Below are 17,020 nucleotides of genomic sequence, written 5' to 3'. Positions count from 1 at the left end.
CCAGCACTAATGCAGGACGCCTTTTGGAACCAGATAAATCGGAGAATGGGAACGGTATAACTACAACTTCACCTTTTATAAATTTTGCCATGCTTCATCTTCTTCGTTCGTCAGCCAGTCTTTTTCAAGAGATTTCTGGCTGACATAGTGTGTTAAAATGCGATCCTGCTCAACGCTTTCGTCCACAGATTCATCGATCGTGAACGCAATTATCTCTACCTGCTTTCCCACAAAAGAAGCAGGTACCTCCAATGAAACATGGGTATTTTCCGGCGTTATCAATGTTTTGATCATGAGATAATCGGCAAGCGTTGAATAAATTTAAACAATTCTCTGCATTTCACAACCTTGCAGCAACTCACCCCTGCTCCTGCACCCGCGCCTTCAACTGCATCAATTCGTCGCGCAAGCGTGCAGCTTCGAGGAAGTCGAGATCCTTGGCCGCAGCTTCCATTTTGCGTTGGGTTTCGGCCATGAGTTTTTGCAGATCCGTTTTGCCCATGTATTGAACCACGGGATCGGCAGCTATGCGCACTTCTTCCGGCTCGACGTATACTTTGCGAACCTTGGAATCGGCTACCGAAGTTTGCTCCATAATGGCCTCTTTCGATTTGCGAACAGTTTTCGGAGTAATGCCATTCTCTATGTTGTAATCCATTTGAATGCTCCGGCGACGGTTTGTCTCGTCGATCGCGAGCTGCATGGAGCCTGTCATGGTATCGGCATACATAATCACCTTCCCACGATCGTTACGGGCCGCACGGCCGATAGTCTGTATCATCGAGCGGGTATCGCGCAGAAAGCCTTCCTTATCGGCATCCATAATGGCAACGAGCGATACTTCGGGTAAGTCGAGGCCCTCACGCAGGAGGTTAACGCCCACCAGCACATCGAAAATACCGAGGCGCAGCTCGCGCAATATCTCTACGCGGTCCAATGCTTTCACTTCCGAGTGAATGTAACGGCATTTAATGCCAACGCGGTCGAGGTATTTGCTGAGCTCTTCGGCCATCCGCTTGGTCAAAGTAGTAACCAGAATACGGTCGCCGAGCTTAATGCGCTCAGTTATCTCTTCCAGCAAATCGTCGATCTGATTCAGGCTTGGTCTTACTTCGATTTCAGGATCCAGCAGACCGGTAGGGCGGATAATCTGCTCCACCACGACGCCTTCCGATTTACGCAGTTCATAATCCGCAGGTGTCGCGCTCACAAAAATGGTTTGCGGCGTCATGTCCTCGAACTCCTGGAAAGTGAGCGGTCGGTTATCCAATGCCGAAGGCAAACGGAAACCATACTCCACCAATGCTTCCTTACGTGAGCGGTCGCCGCCCCACATGGCACGGATCTGCGGCATCGTTACGTGGCTTTCGTCGACCACCATCAGGAAATCCTCCGGAAAATAGTCGAGCAGGCAGAAGGGCCGTTGCCCGGGCATCCTCCTATCAAAATATCTTGAATAGTTCTCGATACCGGAACAATAGCCCAGTTCGCGCATCATTTCCATATCGAACTCGGTACGTTCCTTTACGCGCTCGGCTTCGGCAAGCCTTCCTTCGGCGATAAAATACTTGATCTGCGTTTGCAGATCGTCCTGTATCTCTTTAATGGATTGGTTCAAAACGTCGCGGCCTGTCACGAACAGGTTGGCTGGGAAAATGGCTATGGCCTTTTCGGAAGACAGCTTTTTGCCGGTTTCCGGCTCGATCCGCTGGATTTCCTCGATTTCATCCCCAAAAAAGATAAAACGATATGCGAAATCCGCATAACCCGGAAACACATCGACGGTATCGCCCTTCACCCGGAAAGTACCACGGTTGAATTCCACTTCCGTCCGGCTGTAAAGGATCTCCACCAACCTGAACAGAAACTGATTCCGGCTTACAATATCCCCCAACTTGGCGCTGACAATGCTCTTCTTGTATTCCAAGGGGTTTCCCGCACCATAAATACAGGAGACAGACGCCACCACGATCACATCCCGGCGCCCGCTCATGAGCGAGGAAACCGTATGCAACCGCAGCTTCTCAATCTCCTGATTGATCATCAGGTCCTTCTCGATGTAAGTATTGGTGCTGGAAATGAATGCCTCCGGCTGGTAGTAGTCGTAGTAGCTGATAAAATACTCGACGGCGTTGGTAGGAAAGAACTGCTTGAATTCCCCGTAAAGCTGCGCCGCGAGCGTTTTGTTATGGCTCAATACGAGGGTCGGCTTGTTGATTTGCGACACCACATTGGCCACTGTAAACGTCTTTCCGGAACCCGTCACCCCAAGCAGCGTCTGGGCAGGTTCGCCGTTTTCAAGTCCTTGTACTAGTTGTTTGATTGCCTCCGGCTGGTCGCCCGTCGGCTGGTATTGTGAAGTGAGTTCGAAGTTCATAGCAAGTCGTGAAGCAATATAAAAGGAACGCATTTCAAAGATAGATTAGTTTCTTTGAAATGCGTTCCGATATGCCTTTGGCTCGCCGCCCGCGCCGATTTTGCTTACGCTTGCTTTTGCAAAAGCTCCTGCGCGTTCTCTACTGCCTTTTTCTCTTTCCAGTGCTGCCAGTCGAGACCGAGCAGCTTGGTCATGCTTTTATCCACAAACTGATGGCGAACGAGGTTCATACCGCCGCGGACAGCTGTAAAAATCGAGTTATTCGCACGCAATGCGAGGCTGAAACCACCATCGACATAACGAATATAATGCCACCAGAGCGAAGGAATGAAGATCGTTTCACCGTGGTAAAGGATCGTTTCATAGCCGGTAGCGCCTTTCAATGCCGGGAATTTCTCGTAATTCGGGTTGAGCGGATCCACTTTGCTCATCACCGTGAACGGGTGGTGATACAAACGGCGGCTTTCCTCCGGGGAGAACAAAATCAGCTGCTTACGGGTCTGGAACTGCGTGAGGAACACGTTCGAGCAGTCCATATCATAATGCAGGTTCGTGATAGAACCCTCACCTCCGAAAAATACATATTTATAAGATTTCAAAAAGCCGTCCATGATCGTCGGAAAACGGATATCGTCTGCCAACTCGGGGATCTTCTTGAAAATATCAAAAAGGAAAATACGAAGGTCGGTAGGCCCTTTTTCGATGAGGCTCAGGTAGTCCCCGAACTTCATAGTCTTGGCGATCTGGAAATATTTGTCAGCGTCGTGAATGTGGTTGTCCACCAGAGGTACATCCAGGCTGCCGTGGTTTTCACGGAGCCAGTCAAAAGTCCATTTCTGAACCGCAGGCCAATCTTTTGCCAGGTCGGTAAATACCACCGGGCGGCTTGGTTTTAAGTAATTTTCGATGAATTCTTCGCGCGTAAGTCCGGTGCGCTTCTCTATTGGCACTAATTTCATAGCAAGAAACTGAGTAGGTAATCGACTATTTAATGGAATACCGTTACATTTTCAACTATAACGGGAGGATAACGGCCAGAGTTTAAAACCCTTCAAAATATCCGGTCAAATGTATTAAACAGATTTCAAAAATATAAATTTCGCAAAATATAATAAAAGTATATCCTTAATCCAGATAGACTAAATAGGTTACGCATGAAATATTTCACGATACTTCCCTCAGCTGACCTTGCCCGGTACGTCCGGTTCTTCTGGGTACTGGAACACAATCTGGCCGACAGCGAACCCTATTTTCATAAAACCATGGCCGACGGCTGTGCAGAAATGGTATTCCATTTCAAAGGCCGGTTCGATGAAATCCTGAAAACCGATCAGTCGGAACTTTCCTTTCGCTCCGGCATTCACGGGCAATCGCAGTCGTTCCGCCGGTTCCGGATCGGCGAAGACTTCGGGATTTTCGGGGTATACCTCTACCCTTTTGCCCTTCCGGCGCTTTTCAACATTCCCGCCGCCGAACTCAGTAATCAAATGCCCGACCTCACCACATTCCTGGGCCAGGCCGGAACCGAGCTGGAAGAGCGCGTCATGCTCGCGGCCGACCATGCGGAACGCATTCATATCATTTCCGAATTTTTGAGGGCACGTATCCGTAAGCATGAAGTCCACGAGCCAGCCGTTTTCTCCGTGATCAGCAGTGTGATCCGCTCCAATGGTCTGGCCAAAATCCCGGATCTGGCGGCGCAGAGTTTCCTGTCCACCCGGCAATTCGAACGAAAATTTCTCGCATTCTCCGGTTTTACCCCGAAGCTATTCAGCCGGATCATCCGGTTCCACTCCGCCCTCAATGAATACGGTAACAAGGAGAAATCCCTCACGGAAATCGCTTATGAATGCGGGTACTACGACCAGTCCCATTTCATCCACGATTTCAAGGCTTTTTCAGGCGATCATCCGAAAACCTACTTTTCCGGCAATGCGGAAGGCATGGGTTACCGCGATGTATGATGTCGTTTTTTTCCAATTTCGGGGCTGACAGCCCGCCTACTTTTGTTTAAACCAAAAGCAAAAAAGACATGAGCAATCTAAAAATCCCGAATGGCCACCAGGCTGTAATTCCTTATCTGATGCTGGATGGCGCGGCGCGTTTCAGGGAATTCACTTCCAAAGTATTCGACGGCACGATTTCCACTACCCATTACCAGGAAGACGCACCGGACATGATCAAACATTCCGAGGTTTCGATCAGCGGCAGCGTCATCATGTTCTGCGACGCGCGCCCCGAATGGCCTGCGCAGCCTGCTAACCTGTTTGTGTACGTAGAAAACGCGGATGCGAGCTATGAAAAGGCACTCCAAGCCGGTGGTACCAGCATTATGCCGCCCGCCGACCAGGAATACGGCCGGAGTTGCGGCGTGTCCGATCCTTGCGGCAATACGTGGTGGATTACCTCAGTTCTTTGATCAGAATGCCGTCTTAATACCTATATTTAGCGCATTAAGACGGCTTTTTTCCTATGATCAATTATAACAACAAAGTATTCGTACCATTGTCCAATTCCGAAAACGGCGAGGTGGATCTGGGCATGCAATTTGTATATCAACAAACGGGAAACATCGTCACGTCCACGTACACGGGCGGGCGCATTCGCAGTGGGCACCTGATCGCGCTCGTGGACGAGGAGGGAAACCTGGATATGCGTTACCATCAGGTGAACGATCAGGGCGAGATCACGACGGGCATCTGCAAATCGACGCCCGAGCAACTTCCGAACGGCAAAATCCGTATGCATGAAAAATGGCAATGGACTTCCGGCGACCGTTCGGAAGGCGAGTCGCTGCTGGAAGAATTGTGATATTTCATCCAAACTAAAAACTCAAATGCGATTCCAACTTACATTGTGGATTGTCCTTGCCGTTTTCGCCGGCCAGGTATCCGCTCAAACATCCAAAATCGTTTCCGGCTCCACGAAATTCAGCGTCAAATTCATCCTCGGTACTTGCAACGGCACCTTCGATGCGCCGCGTGGGGAAGCTGTTTTTAATGAGAAAAACCCGGAAAGCGCTTCATTCGACGTCAGGATCGCGGCTAATACTTTCAAAACCAACAACAACTCGCGGGATAAGGATTTGAAGAGCGACAAGTATTTCTGGGTCGAGAAATATCCCGATATCCATTTCAAATCTGCCAAAGTCGAGAAGAAAGGCGACAAGTACCAGGCTATCGGCACATTAACCATGCGCGACGTGTCCAGGACTGTGAGCCTGCCATTCGAAGCCAAAAAGAATGCCGACGGCAGCTATTCGCTCACGAGCTCTTTTGATGTTAATCGTCTCGATTACAAAATCGGCGAAAAAGACTGGAAGCTGAAAGACATCGTGACGGTCAATCTGCAAGCGACTATCAAGTAACAATCCTTCGCATTTAATCCCTGTTTGGAGGTCTTCAATTTTTCATTCACAAAAAATATTTCATTGTAATTGTAATTAGTCTAAATAATATTTTCCTTTGCAATTATAATTAGTCTAAATTAAATCCTCCGTGAGATATTATTTTACCATCTCTTTGATATTGCTGGTAATCAGTAGCCTGATGGCACAGGACAATGAGGGTTCATCTACCCCATCGTCCGACACAACCCATCTCGCGGGCACGCATTCTCTCAGCGAGGTGGTGATCACCGGCCAGTCAGAACCGCAGTCGCTGCGCAACTCGGTATACCAGGTCCGCACGATCGACAGCGAGCGTATTCGTCTGCGCGGCGCGACCAACTTGCAGACAATCCTCAATACCGAGCTCGGAATACGGTTTTCAAATGACCTGACCCTCGGTACCAGCGATATTCAGCTCATGGGCATGTCTGGTCAGGGCGTCAAAATCCTTCTCGACGGCATCCCGATGGTCGACCGCGGCAGCACGCGAGAGAGCCTGGGGCAGATTGATATCAACACCATCGAACGCATCGAGATCGTCGAAGGCCCGATGTCGGTCATGTATGGAACCGATGCCCTGGCAGGAGTGATCAATATCATTACTAAAAAGGGACACAGCGGTAAGTCACTCACTGTCAATGCGAGAATACAGGAAGAAACTGCGGGTGATGAATACAATGCATTGACCAAAAAAGGCACGCACAATCAAGGTGTCGGTGTTACCTGGCAGAATGAACATTTGCAGTTCTCCGGCAATGTGACAAGGAACAACTTTGGCGGCTGGCAGGGCGCCTCCACCGGTCGTGAAAAAGACTGGATGCCCAAAGACCAGATGCTTTATACTGCTGGTACCCGCTTCACAGGCAAGCGGTGGAATGTGTGGTACCGCTTCAATGGCACCGACGAAACGATCAAGGATCTGGGCAACCGCAACCCGAATACGGGTATTGCATCCGATCAGGACTACATCACCAAGCGCTGGTTTCATCAGCTACAATCCGAAATCAAGGCAAGCGAAAGGCTGAATTTTACCGCCGTAGGCTCCTATACCGACTATTCCCGCAGAACCCTGAGCACGAATGTCGATATCAACGACCACCGGACGCTCTCTTTGGAGCCCGGCTCGCAGGATAAATCGATTTTCAAAACCGCATTTTTTCGCGGGACGGCCTTTTACAAAGCCGGCGATCAGCTTTCGGTATTGGCGGGAGTCGATTTTTCGAACAATAATGCCTCCGGTGCGCGCATTAATGGTACTCCCACGATCAATGAATATGCATTGTTCGTAGCGCCCGAGATCCGCTTCGGGCAGTTTTTCAAGCTCACGCCCGGTTTGCGATTCCTGAAAAACTCGGTTTACGACGCTCCTCCGGTGATTCCCTCGCTGAACGGTAAGCTTACATTGAGCAAATCACTCGACTTCCGGTTCGGCTACGCACGCGGCTTCCGCTCGCCTGCATTGCGCGAGCTGTATTTCGATTTTCATGATGCGTCGCATTCCATTAATGGAAATGTGAACCTGAAAGCCGAGTACTCCAATAGCTTCAACTCATTCCTCGTGTGGCAGGCCGTCAGCCGTGAAGGGTTGCGCTTCAGCTCCACGCTCGGCGGTTTCTACAATGTATTTCACGACCTGATCGACACCGGCATCGATCCGGACGACCGGACGCAGACTACTTATCTGAATATCCACTTATTCAAAACCACAGGCCTTTCGCTTGAAAACAAGCTGTTCTGGAAGAATCTGCAAGCGACGATCGGGGCGACTTACATTGGCCGTTACAACGAGTTTTCAGAATCCCCGGAGAATTTCGGCTCCCTGCCTGAGTTCGTCTGGTCAACGGAAGTGAATGCTAACCTGCTTTACACCTTCAAAAAGGCTGGTGCGAGCATTAATCTCTTTTACAAATTCTCGGGCAAGCGCCCCGTTTACGAAACCACCGATCTGGTAAACATCCATCTGGCCGAAACCGAAAGCTTTCATATGGCCGATCTGACGGCCAGTAAGACGCTGGGCAAATATGTCAGTCTGCTGGGCGGGATCAAAAACCTTTTCGACGTCACCAACCTCCGGAATACTTCTACCGACACCGGCGGCGCGCACAGCACAGGCGGCCCGGTACCGATGTCGTTCGGCCGATCGTATTTCCTCGGCCTCAGTTTTCAATGGACAAAGCATTAACAATCAAAATACCCTTTCATTATAACTCCAATAACTATGAAGAAAATAGTCCGGTCGCTATTACTGGTTGCATTCCTGGGAACATTCAACGCGTGCAGCGACGACGAACCACCATTGCCGGATAACCTGGCGGCTTTTGAAGCGACCGAAAAGGGTTTTGAAGGAGAAGAAACCGAGATCAAAATCTCGCTGACGAGAGCAGTTGACGCTGCTACACCGGTTTCTGTGACATTAACACCTACACAGCTTACTTACGACACGGAGTTTACCACCACGCCCGCGGCTGCCAACAACACCATCACCTTATCGGTACCTGCCGGACAGTCGTCGGTATCTTTCAAAGTGAACAAAAAATCGGGCGTGCTGCTGGATGGCGATGAGAGCATTGCATTCAAAATTGCTTCGGTGGGTACTCAGGTACTGGTTGGTACTACTTCCGCATTGAAACTAAGCTTCAAAGCGATCATTTCCGAAGGTACCAGCATTCAGTTGAACGGTATCGCAGCCGGTGAGCCTGGCAGCAGCGCCGCCAATTCGGTATTCCTCGACCTTAGCGCCAACGCACAGACGCCCGTTCTTCGCAATAGCTGGGACCTCGGGTTTTACGGCGGCTCCGATTTCCGTGTGACGATCAACGGTACCAACGGCGCTTCGGCACTGGTTATCAATAAAACGGACATCAATGCTGTTTCCGACAAAGATTTTAAGACTGACTCATTGGCTGTTGGCCAGGGTACAGGCAAACTTTCGCTCGTAGACGATGCTACCGGCGATCTCACGAAAACGGCAATCGCAGCTGTTTCGGCTACCGACGCCGACAACAAAGTTTACATTCTCAACCGTAAAGGCGGATCGATGGACGTTCTGCCGGTGGCTGATCTGTACAAAATTCGCATTCTGCGCAAAGGATCGGGTTACACGTTGCAATATGCCAAAGTGAACGATACCACTTTCAAAACCCTGGATATTACCAAAGATGCGGCGTATAATTTCGAATTTGTTTCCCTTGAAAAAGGTGCGACCGTCGATGCAGAGCCTGCCAAAGACCGCTGGGACCTGAAATGGGGTTACAGCATGTATTTCACCAATTTCGGTACGGGGCTCATTCCTTACGGTTTCTCCGACCTCGTATTCACCAACAGCCTCGGCGGTGTAGAAGCTGCCGAAGTACTCACGACCACGGCCACTTACGATGCATTTGCTGAAAGCAATCTTGCAGGCATCACATTCAGCAAAGCTGCGGATGTGATCGGCTCGAAATGGCGGGTTACGCAGGGGACCATCGGCGTTAAAACGGATCGTTTCTACCTCGTCAAAGACCCGGCGGGCAATATTTACAAGCTGAAATTCATCAGCTTCCATGCCAGCGACGGCGGCGAGCGCGGCAAGCCGAAATTGGAATACAAACTTGTTAAAAAAGGAGCCTAAGGCCCAAAACTCTTGAATTATGCTATTGAAATCCATCATCCTTGCAGCCTGTACGCTGGCGGCAACACCTGATTTGACAAACCTTGCCACCAAAACACAGTTGGTAGCACCAGCCAAACCGGAAATTACGGTGATCAAAGATTTGAATGCGAATACCAAGTCCTATATCTATTTCAGCCTGGCTACCGGCAAGGAAGTACCCGCCGCCGACGCCAAGACGAAAAACTGGGATATCGCATTCAGCAAAACCACCATTGCCACCAACAGCGGCACCAGCGGCCCGGGTGAAGGCGGGGCGATCGTCCTGGCAAAACCTTTTGACCAGGTAAGCGAAGCGCCCAAAGACGGCTACAAAACCGACGGCGATGCAGGTTTCGCCATTCCTGGCGGAAGCGGCAACAGTTGGTACAAATACGACATGAGCGTCCACGCGATCCTGCCGATCCCCGGAAGAACCCTTTTGGTCAAAACTGCCGACGGTAAAGTGGCTAAGGTGGAGATCATCAGTTACTACAAAGGCGCGCCGGAAGATGTGCCTACGGAAGAGTCCAGCTACTACACTTTCAGATACACGATTGCGGGCGAGGACGGGAAATTTTAATCCCCAAACCCTTAAAAGCAAAAATCCCGGATCACTCCGGGATTTTTTTTGTTATCTGACATATTTCCAGTTTCGCACCTTCCCTTCTGCCAGCCATTCCAGCGCTTGTGCAATGCGTTTTTCGCGTGTGGCTTCGGTTTTGGCGTCTTCGAACCATTCCACGTATTCTTTTTTATTGGAATAGCTGAATCCCTCAAAAACCTTCCTGGCTTCCGCATGATCGGCCAGCGCTTCGGTCACATAAGCCGGAACAACGAGCTCTTTCGTCTCTTGCGGCTTGTTATCCTTTTTCAATTTCACGCCACTGTCGATCAGGCGCATAGCTTCGAGGATAAAACCCCGCAGATGCTCTTCCGCAGGAAGGTCTTCAATACCGGCGATTTTCCCGAGGCTTCCCATTCCTACCCGCTCGCCATTTACGGCGAGCAGATTGCCCGGATCGCTCAGGCGTGATTCAAGCCAGAAACCGAATGCACAATGTTGTTTGAAAGAGGCCATGCTGCACAGGATACTTCCCTTGTATTCAAAATGCGGAAAACTCCATTTCATGGTTTCCTTCGCCTCCGGGCACGTCTCGTGTACGAGCGCACGCAGGTATTCGAGTATAGGAATCGCGAAGCTGGCCGATTTGACTATGTAGGCGTCAATACGTGGGTCGGTATGGCTCATTGTTTTTCCAGTATTCCTTTCAGATTGGTTAACCCTTCCTGAAAATCTTTTCCGACAGATTCATCCATATTCAGGAACGGGAGCATGACGTTCATCGGAATGGGCATTTTACCGGTAAAGCCCCAGCGGACGCGCGTGGACGTGGAGTCGATGCCCTCCGTGATCATATAAGCGTCGCTGGTGCTCTCGAACGGTTTCAGGAAGCGCAGTTGCGTATCGATGCGATTTCCTTCGTCGATTTTGGTAATTTCCTGCTCACCTTTCCCGACGTCGTCGTTACCCTCCCACATCGAAACGAAGCCGACGGTACCATCTGTACCGGAGAAGGTCTTGACCATCTTAGGATCTTTGCGTCCCCATGCACTCCAGTCGTTCTGCTTTTTGAGGGATTTAAGGTATTCAAAAACCTCCGCTTTGGGTTTGTTCACGACGATTTCACGCTCGACGGCATAGTCTTTCGGCATGATGAAAGCGGCAATCAGGACCAGCGCAATGAGTCCAAGGATAGTGTAGAGCACTTTTTTCATAAAGGGGGTACTTTTTGGTGAATAATTAAACCTGTACTTGACTTCATCAAGGTCTTCGATCAACTCGGTATTTGTCATTCCGGCTTTTTCCAATACGCGGATAGACGCGGTGTTGTTGACATTCACAAATGCAATCACATCCGGGGCTTTCAGCACATTTTTCGAGAAACGGATCAGCCCTTTCGCAATTTCCGTCGCCACTCCCTTCCCCCAGTACTCTTCCATAACCCTGTACCCGATCTCGATCGCCGACCCGATCTTATCCAGCTTGGCCGCCCCTATCAAGTCCCCCGAATGCCTGTCCTCGATAAGATATCTGCCCAGGTACGTGTCCATGCCATACTCTTCCAGAAAACTTTTGAGCATATCATCCGATTCCTCCCGGGTGAGCGAATAGCCTGTGACATATTTCATCACATTGGCATTATTACTCAGCCTGAAATACTTGTCGCCGTCTCCGGCCGTCATTTTGGTGAGTACAAAATGCTCGGTATAAATTGGTGTAACGACCATTGCAAGCAGTGTTGAGCGTTTCGGAGGAATCGAATCGGCTTGTTAATATACACTTTTACTCAGAAAAGTTACATCATTTTAAAGCCACGGTTTTCATGAGGTTAAGTTCTCTGTTTGAGCGGAAAAACACAAGTTTGAAACCGAATATTCAATCCCCTCTGTGAGTACGTAAAAGGGCATATTTGCATTCATTACCAGCTAAATATTTTTTGTTAACGTTCATTAACAATCCCGAAAATTTGCAATCTACATTTGAAACGTTATATTTGAAGTATTGCCCGTTTAGTATCACAATTCCGTTCCAATAGTTCCAATCATTCTTGAATTCATTATAAAAGTATGAATTTTTCAATGACCTGATCTCCATCAGCATCATGACAAAAAGAACTTTTGTATTGTTTTTCTGGCTCGCTCAATTCGCCGTTTCGTTGCTCCTGGGGCAACAGAGGGCTGTTGCGTGCAAGATTGATATAGGCACAGAGGCCTTCTCCCCCTACGAAATCGAGGAGAAGCCGGGTACCGGGCATATTGTGTTAATCGATGATACGATCTGTAAAAACGAAACGATCGTAAGGGCGGATGAATCAGAATGGAAAGAATCGCTTTCCGATCTTTTACGCCACCGGCATTCCACCTACCGCTTTCTCACACTGGTTTCGCAAACAGCGCCCCAGTACGAAATCACCAGGGTTCCCAAGCTGATCAGGGAATCCGTTCAACTGCTTTTCGTTAGCAATGGAGACATCAAGCTGCCCGACTATTACAGCTTCCTCCATCGCCTTTGCCCTTTTTGAACTCGCCGCAAGCGTTCTTTAATCCAACATTTTCGTAGCTGACGGATCGTCTCGCTATGCCTGTACGCGCATATACGAGCCTCTTCCGACATTCATGCTATTCCTTTTGCTGCACGGCCTTCCCGCGCGGCCAAAGGGCTATTCCTATTCCCTTGCATTACCGCCAACCAATTTATACAAACGCAACATGATGAAAGACTTAAAATGGCCGCTCCTTTTGCTTGTCAGCATTTTCGCTTACGGCTGCGCTTCCAAAAGTGAAACGCTGACGGAGACGAAGGACAGTGTTCCCACCATCCCCGTAACGGAACTCAGGCCTCAAAAAACCGAACTGCATCGCGAGTACGTAGGCAATATCCACGCCCTGCGGAACGTCGAAATATATGCCCGCGTGAAAGGGTACCTCGAAGAAGTGTATGTGGACGAGGGCAAGGAAGTCAGAAAAGGGCAGACCTTGTTCCGCATTAATAATGAAGAATACGAGGCCCAGCTAGCCAAAGCGAAGGCCAACCTGCAAAGCGCAATCGCCGACGCGAAAGGTGCCGAACTGGAAGTAAAGCGCGTAAAACTGCTCGTTGACAAGAATGTGGTTGCCAAAAGCGAGCTCGAAGTAGCGCAGGCAAAACTGGCGGCCGCTAATGCAAAAATCGAAGAAGCAAAGTCGGAGAAATCGAATGCGGCCATTCAGTTGGCGCATACTGTGATCAAAGCCCCGTTCGATGGTGTAATCGACCGCCTGCCAACCAAGATGGGTAGCCTCATCGACGAAGGCACATTGCTCACCACGCTTTCAGACATCAAAACGGTTTATGCCTATTTCAATGTATCCGAAAACGAATACCTCGAATATGTAAAAGCCCGTGACAAAGCTGCTACCAAACAGGCCGTAGTAGAACTGGAACTGGCCGACGGATCGTTTTTCAAACACAAAGGCGTGATCGAAACCATGGAAGGTGCATTCGATGAAGGTACCGGCTCCATTGCTTTCCGCGCTCGCTTTTCGAACCCGGAAAAACTCCTTAAACATGGCTCTACCGGTACAGTCCGTCTGACCAACACCGTGGAGAATGCGATCCTGATCCCGCAGCAGGCCGCATTTGAAATTCAGGACAAAAACTTCGTGTATGTGCTTGGAAAAGACAACAAGGTGAAGACGCGCAGCTTTGTGCCGCAATCCCGGCTATCTACTTTTTATGTTGTTAAATCAGGTCTCGAATCAGGCGAAACAATTGTTTGCGAAGGGCTTCAATCCCTTCGCGACGGTGCGACGATCAATCCTAAAACCGTGTCTTCGGATACCGTATCGACCGAAAAAATTGAGCTTACCGCGCGGTAGCAATCCTTCTATCACCTGAATTGTAGATTATGTTTCAAAAATTCATCGAGAGGCCAGTCCTATCGCTGGTTATCTCCATATTTATTACCCTGCTGGGTATTCTGGCAGTGGTGGAGTTACCCGTCTCCCAGTTTCCCGACATCGTTCCGCCGTCGGTAGTCGTGACGGCCACCTATACTGGAGCCAACGCGGAAACCGGCGTCAACGCTGTGGCCGTTCCCCTTGAAAAGGCCATCAACGGTGTACCCGGCATGACCTATATGACGAGTGTTTCCGGAAACGACGGCGTCACGACGATCAACGTTTCCTTCAACGTGGGTGTAGACCCCGACCTTGCCGCGGTAAACGTTCAAAACCGCGTCCAGACGGTGATCGACGAACTTCCGGAAGAAGTTATCAAGGCCGGTGTGAAGACCGAGAAAGAGGTAAACAGTATGCTCATGTACCTCGATATCATGAGCTCCGATACCACCGTGGGCGAGGATTTCGTGTACAACTTCGCCGATATCAATATCATCAAAGAGCTGAAAAGGATCGACGGTGTGGGCCGTGCGCAGATTATGGGTAGCAAAGATTACTCGATGCGCGTATGGCTGCAACCCGATCGTATGAACAGCTACAATGTCTCCGCCGACGAGGTGATCCAGGCCATCCGCGATCAGAACGTGGTAGCCGCACCGGGTAAGACCGGCGTGAGCTCCGGCCGAGAAAAGAATGTATTGCAATATGTATTGAAATATACGGGCAAGCTCTTCGAGCCGACACAATACGAAAACATCGTGCTGCGCTCGAACCCCGATGGATCCATTCTGAAACTGAAAGACGTCGCCAAGATCGAGTTCGGGACGCTGGAATATGATATGGCTTCCAAATCCAATGGAAGGCCGTCCGCTTCGATCATGATCAAGCAGCGTCCGGGCTCCAATGCCCAGGAGGTTATTCAGAATATCAAGGATAAAGTCGCGGAACTGAAAACGACCACCTTCCCGCCCGGAATGGACTATTTCGTATCCTACGACGTTTCCCGCTTCCTCGACGCCTCCATTCATGAGGTAATCCGCACGCTCATCGAGGCATTCATATTGGTAATCCTGATCGTGTATATATTCTTGCAGGACTTCCGTTCCACGCTAATCCCGGCTCTGGCGGTGCCGGTGGCATTGGTCGGTACGTTCGCATTCATGCAGATGTTTGGGTTCTCCATTAACCTGCTGACACTTTTCGCATTGGTACTGGCAATTGGTATTGTGGTCGATAATGCGATTGTGGTCGTGGAGGCGGTGCACGCCAAGATGGCCGAAAAGCATTTGCCTGCGATGGAAGCGACCATCGAATCGATGAAGGAAATGAGCGGCGCTATCATCGCGATCACCTTGGTAATGTCGGCGGTGTTTGTTCCGGTAGCATTTATGTCGGGCCCCGTCGGGATTTTCTATCGGCAGTTCTCCATCACCCTCGCGATTTCGATTGTTATTTCGGGGATCAACGCCCTTACGCTCACGCCCGCATTATGCGCGCTCATGCTGAAAAACACCCACGGCCAGCCTGTGAAGAAGAACCCGCTCACCAGGTTTTTCGATGGTTTCAATAAAGGTTATGACGGCTTGCAAAGCGGTTACCGGAAGCTACTTTCGTCCATTGTAAGCCGCCGGATGATCACCATCGGATTGCTGATCGGATTCTGCGTCGCTACATTCGGCATCAATACCATTCTCCCGAGCGGATTTATCCCGACGGAAGATCAGGGGGTAATCAACGTAAACGTCACCACTCCGGTGGGTGCTACCGTTGAGCGGACCGAAGTCGTGTTGGATGAAATTCAAAAGGTAGCCAAAAGCCTCGAACCCGTCGAATCCGTTTCTTCCCTATCCGGTTACAGCTTGCTTACCGAATCGGCTGGTTCGTCGTACGGGATGGCTATGATCAACCTGAAACCCTGGGATCAGCGGAAGGCATCGGTTCAGGACGTGATCAAGGAAATGGAGGCCAAAACGAAGCATATTACCGATGCCGAAATCCAGTTTTTCCCACCTCCTACCGTACCCGGCTTTGGTAACTCCAGTGGTTTCGAGCTAAGGGTTCAGGACCGCTCGGGTAATGAGGATTTGCAGAAAACGGCCGAGATCACCAATAAATTTGTGAAGGACCTCGCGGCTACGCCGGAGATCTCGGCGGCATTCAGCAGCTTCGATGCCAGCTTCCCGCAATATATGATCCACGTCGACTCGGACATTGCTGCCAAAAAAGGTGTGTCGATAGACGTTGCTATGGGTACCCTGCAAACCATGATTGGTAGTTATTACGCTTCCAACTTCATCCGTTTCGGACAGATGTACAAGGTGATGGTGCAGGCCGATGCGAGCTTCCGTAAAAACCCGGAGGACATTCTCAAGTTGTATGTCAAAAACAACCGGGGTGAAATGGTGCCGTTCTCGACTTTCATCAAGCTGGAACGGGTGTATGGCCCCGAGTTGCTGACTCGCTATAATATGTATACGTCGGCGATGATCAACGGGGATGCGGCGCCCGGTTACAGTAGCGGTGACGCCATCAAGGCCGTCGAGCGCGTGGCTGCGACCAGCCTGCCGAAGGGCTTTACCTACGACTGGTCGGGTATGACGCGCGAGGAAATCCTTTCCGGAAACCAGGCCGTATTCATTTTCGCGATCTGTCTGATATTCGTATACCTGCTCCTTGCGGCGCAGTACGAAAGCTTCCTGTTGCCGCTGCCGGTTATCCTGTCACTCCCGACTGGTGTTTTTGGTGCATTCCTCGCGTTGAAATTAATGGGACTGGAAAACAACATTTACGCCCAGGTATCGCTCGTCATGCTCATTGGTTTGTTGGGTAAAAACGCGATCCTGATCGTGGAATATGCCATTATACGCCAAAAAGAAGGCCGTACGGTGATAGAAGCCGTACTGGAAGGTGCTACCGAACGTCTCCGCCCGATCCTGATGACCTCCTTCGCATTCGTGGCGGGGCTCATCCCGCTTGTAATGGCGTCCGGTGCGGGCGCGATCGGCAACCGGTCTATCGGCGCGGCCGCGGCGGGAGGTATGCTCATCGGTACCATTTTCGGGGTAATCATCATTCCGGGATTATATGTGGTGTTTGCGAGCATGGCCAAAAAGAAAAAGACGCCTCCTCCGGTAGTGGCTGCGGAAGAGGAAGCATTGCTGCACTAATCCCCCTCGAATCCAGT

At 50.2% G+C, this 17,020-nt stretch carries 15 protein-coding genes; 10 read left to right on the top strand and 5 right to left on the bottom strand.

Annotated elements, in window-relative coordinates:
* Nucleotides 1-75 precede the first annotated feature (75 nt).
* The 3 genes from CLV60_RS23330 to CLV60_RS23320 all read right to left on the bottom strand — a co-directional run bounded on the left by CLV60_RS23330 (nt 76) and on the right by CLV60_RS23320 (nt 3,336).
* On the bottom strand, nt 76-294 hold the full coding sequence (locus tag CLV60_RS23330) for a hypothetical protein (RefSeq protein WP_106597796.1): 219 nt from the start codon (nt 292-294) through the stop codon (nt 76-78).
* Between the two features lie 64 nt (nt 295-358).
* Nucleotides 359-2,377, bottom strand: coding sequence for an excinuclease ABC subunit UvrB (gene uvrB, locus CLV60_RS23325; RefSeq protein ID WP_106597795.1), 2,019 nt, complete (start codon nt 2,375-2,377; stop codon nt 359-361).
* A 104-nt stretch (nt 2,378-2,481) separates the two neighbouring features.
* A complete protein-coding gene (locus tag CLV60_RS23320; protein ID WP_106597794.1) occupies nt 2,482-3,336 on the bottom strand; it encodes a cupin-like domain-containing protein in 855 nt (284 codons plus the stop codon).
* 195 nt (nt 3,337-3,531) lie between these two features.
* Here CLV60_RS23320 and CLV60_RS23315 point away from each other — a divergent pair, with 195 nt between their 5' ends.
* From CLV60_RS23315 to CLV60_RS23285, 7 genes are all read left to right on the top strand, one after another.
* Complete coding sequence (locus CLV60_RS23315; RefSeq protein WP_106597793.1) at nt 3,532-4,341, top strand: helix-turn-helix domain-containing protein; 810 nt, start codon at nt 3,532-3,534, stop codon at nt 4,339-4,341.
* Nucleotides 4,342-4,409: 68 nt separating this feature from the next.
* Nucleotides 4,410-4,796: a VOC family protein gene (locus CLV60_RS23310; protein ID WP_106597792.1), complete on the top strand. Its 387-nt coding sequence runs from the start codon at nt 4,410-4,412 to the stop codon at nt 4,794-4,796.
* Nucleotides 4,797-4,849: 53 nt separating this feature from the next.
* Nucleotides 4,850-5,188, top strand: a complete 339-nt coding sequence (locus CLV60_RS23305) for an avidin-fold protein (RefSeq protein ID WP_106597791.1) — start codon at nt 4,850-4,852, stop codon at nt 5,186-5,188.
* A 25-nt stretch (nt 5,189-5,213) separates the two neighbouring features.
* Nucleotides 5,214-5,744, top strand: a complete 531-nt coding sequence (locus tag CLV60_RS23300) for a YceI family protein (RefSeq protein ID WP_106597790.1) — start codon at nt 5,214-5,216, stop codon at nt 5,742-5,744.
* A gap of 181 nt (nt 5,745-5,925) precedes the next feature.
* Nucleotides 5,926-7,947, top strand: coding sequence for a TonB-dependent receptor plug domain-containing protein (locus CLV60_RS23295; RefSeq protein ID WP_106597918.1), 2,022 nt, complete (start codon nt 5,926-5,928; stop codon nt 7,945-7,947).
* A gap of 36 nt (nt 7,948-7,983) precedes the next feature.
* Nucleotides 7,984-9,375, top strand: a complete 1,392-nt coding sequence (locus tag CLV60_RS23290; RefSeq protein ID WP_106597789.1) for an HmuY family protein — start codon at nt 7,984-7,986, stop codon at nt 9,373-9,375.
* A gap of 19 nt (nt 9,376-9,394) precedes the next feature.
* On the top strand, nt 9,395-9,976 hold the full coding sequence (locus tag CLV60_RS23285) for an HmuY family protein (protein WP_106597788.1): 582 nt from the start codon (nt 9,395-9,397) through the stop codon (nt 9,974-9,976).
* 51 nt (nt 9,977-10,027) lie between these two features.
* Here the strand turns inward: CLV60_RS23285 and CLV60_RS23280 are convergent, their stop codons facing one another.
* Nucleotides 10,028-10,645, bottom strand: a complete 618-nt coding sequence (locus CLV60_RS23280) for a YdeI/OmpD-associated family protein (RefSeq protein WP_106597787.1) — start codon at nt 10,643-10,645, stop codon at nt 10,028-10,030.
* Entirely contained in the window at nt 10,642-11,685 is a 1,044-nt protein-coding gene (locus tag CLV60_RS23275; protein ID WP_106597786.1) for a GNAT family N-acetyltransferase, read from the bottom strand. Before CLV60_RS23275 ends, CLV60_RS23280 begins: the two co-directional genes overlap by 4 nt.
* Before the next feature lie 374 nt (nt 11,686-12,059).
* Here CLV60_RS23275 and CLV60_RS23265 point away from each other — a divergent pair, with 374 nt between their 5' ends.
* From CLV60_RS23265 to CLV60_RS23255, 3 genes are all read left to right on the top strand, one after another.
* The gene (locus CLV60_RS23265) at nt 12,060-12,479 is read left to right on the top strand and encodes a hypothetical protein (protein WP_106597784.1); all 420 of its coding nucleotides are present in this window, start codon (nt 12,060-12,062) and stop codon (nt 12,477-12,479) included.
* A gap of 190 nt (nt 12,480-12,669) precedes the next feature.
* Nucleotides 12,670-13,815, top strand: coding sequence for an efflux RND transporter periplasmic adaptor subunit (locus CLV60_RS23260; RefSeq protein WP_106597917.1), 1,146 nt, complete (start codon nt 12,670-12,672; stop codon nt 13,813-13,815).
* A 29-nt stretch (nt 13,816-13,844) separates the two neighbouring features.
* On the top strand, nt 13,845-17,003 hold the full coding sequence (locus tag CLV60_RS23255) for an efflux RND transporter permease subunit (protein ID WP_106597783.1): 3,159 nt from the start codon (nt 13,845-13,847) through the stop codon (nt 17,001-17,003).
* Nucleotides 17,004-17,020 lie beyond the last annotated feature (17 nt).

Source organism: Dyadobacter jiangsuensis, assembly GCF_003014695.1.
In the GTDB taxonomy this organism is placed as follows: Bacteria; Bacteroidota; Bacteroidia; order Cytophagales; family Spirosomataceae; genus Dyadobacter; species Dyadobacter jiangsuensis.
This window is presented reverse-complemented; position numbering and strand designations above follow the sequence as displayed.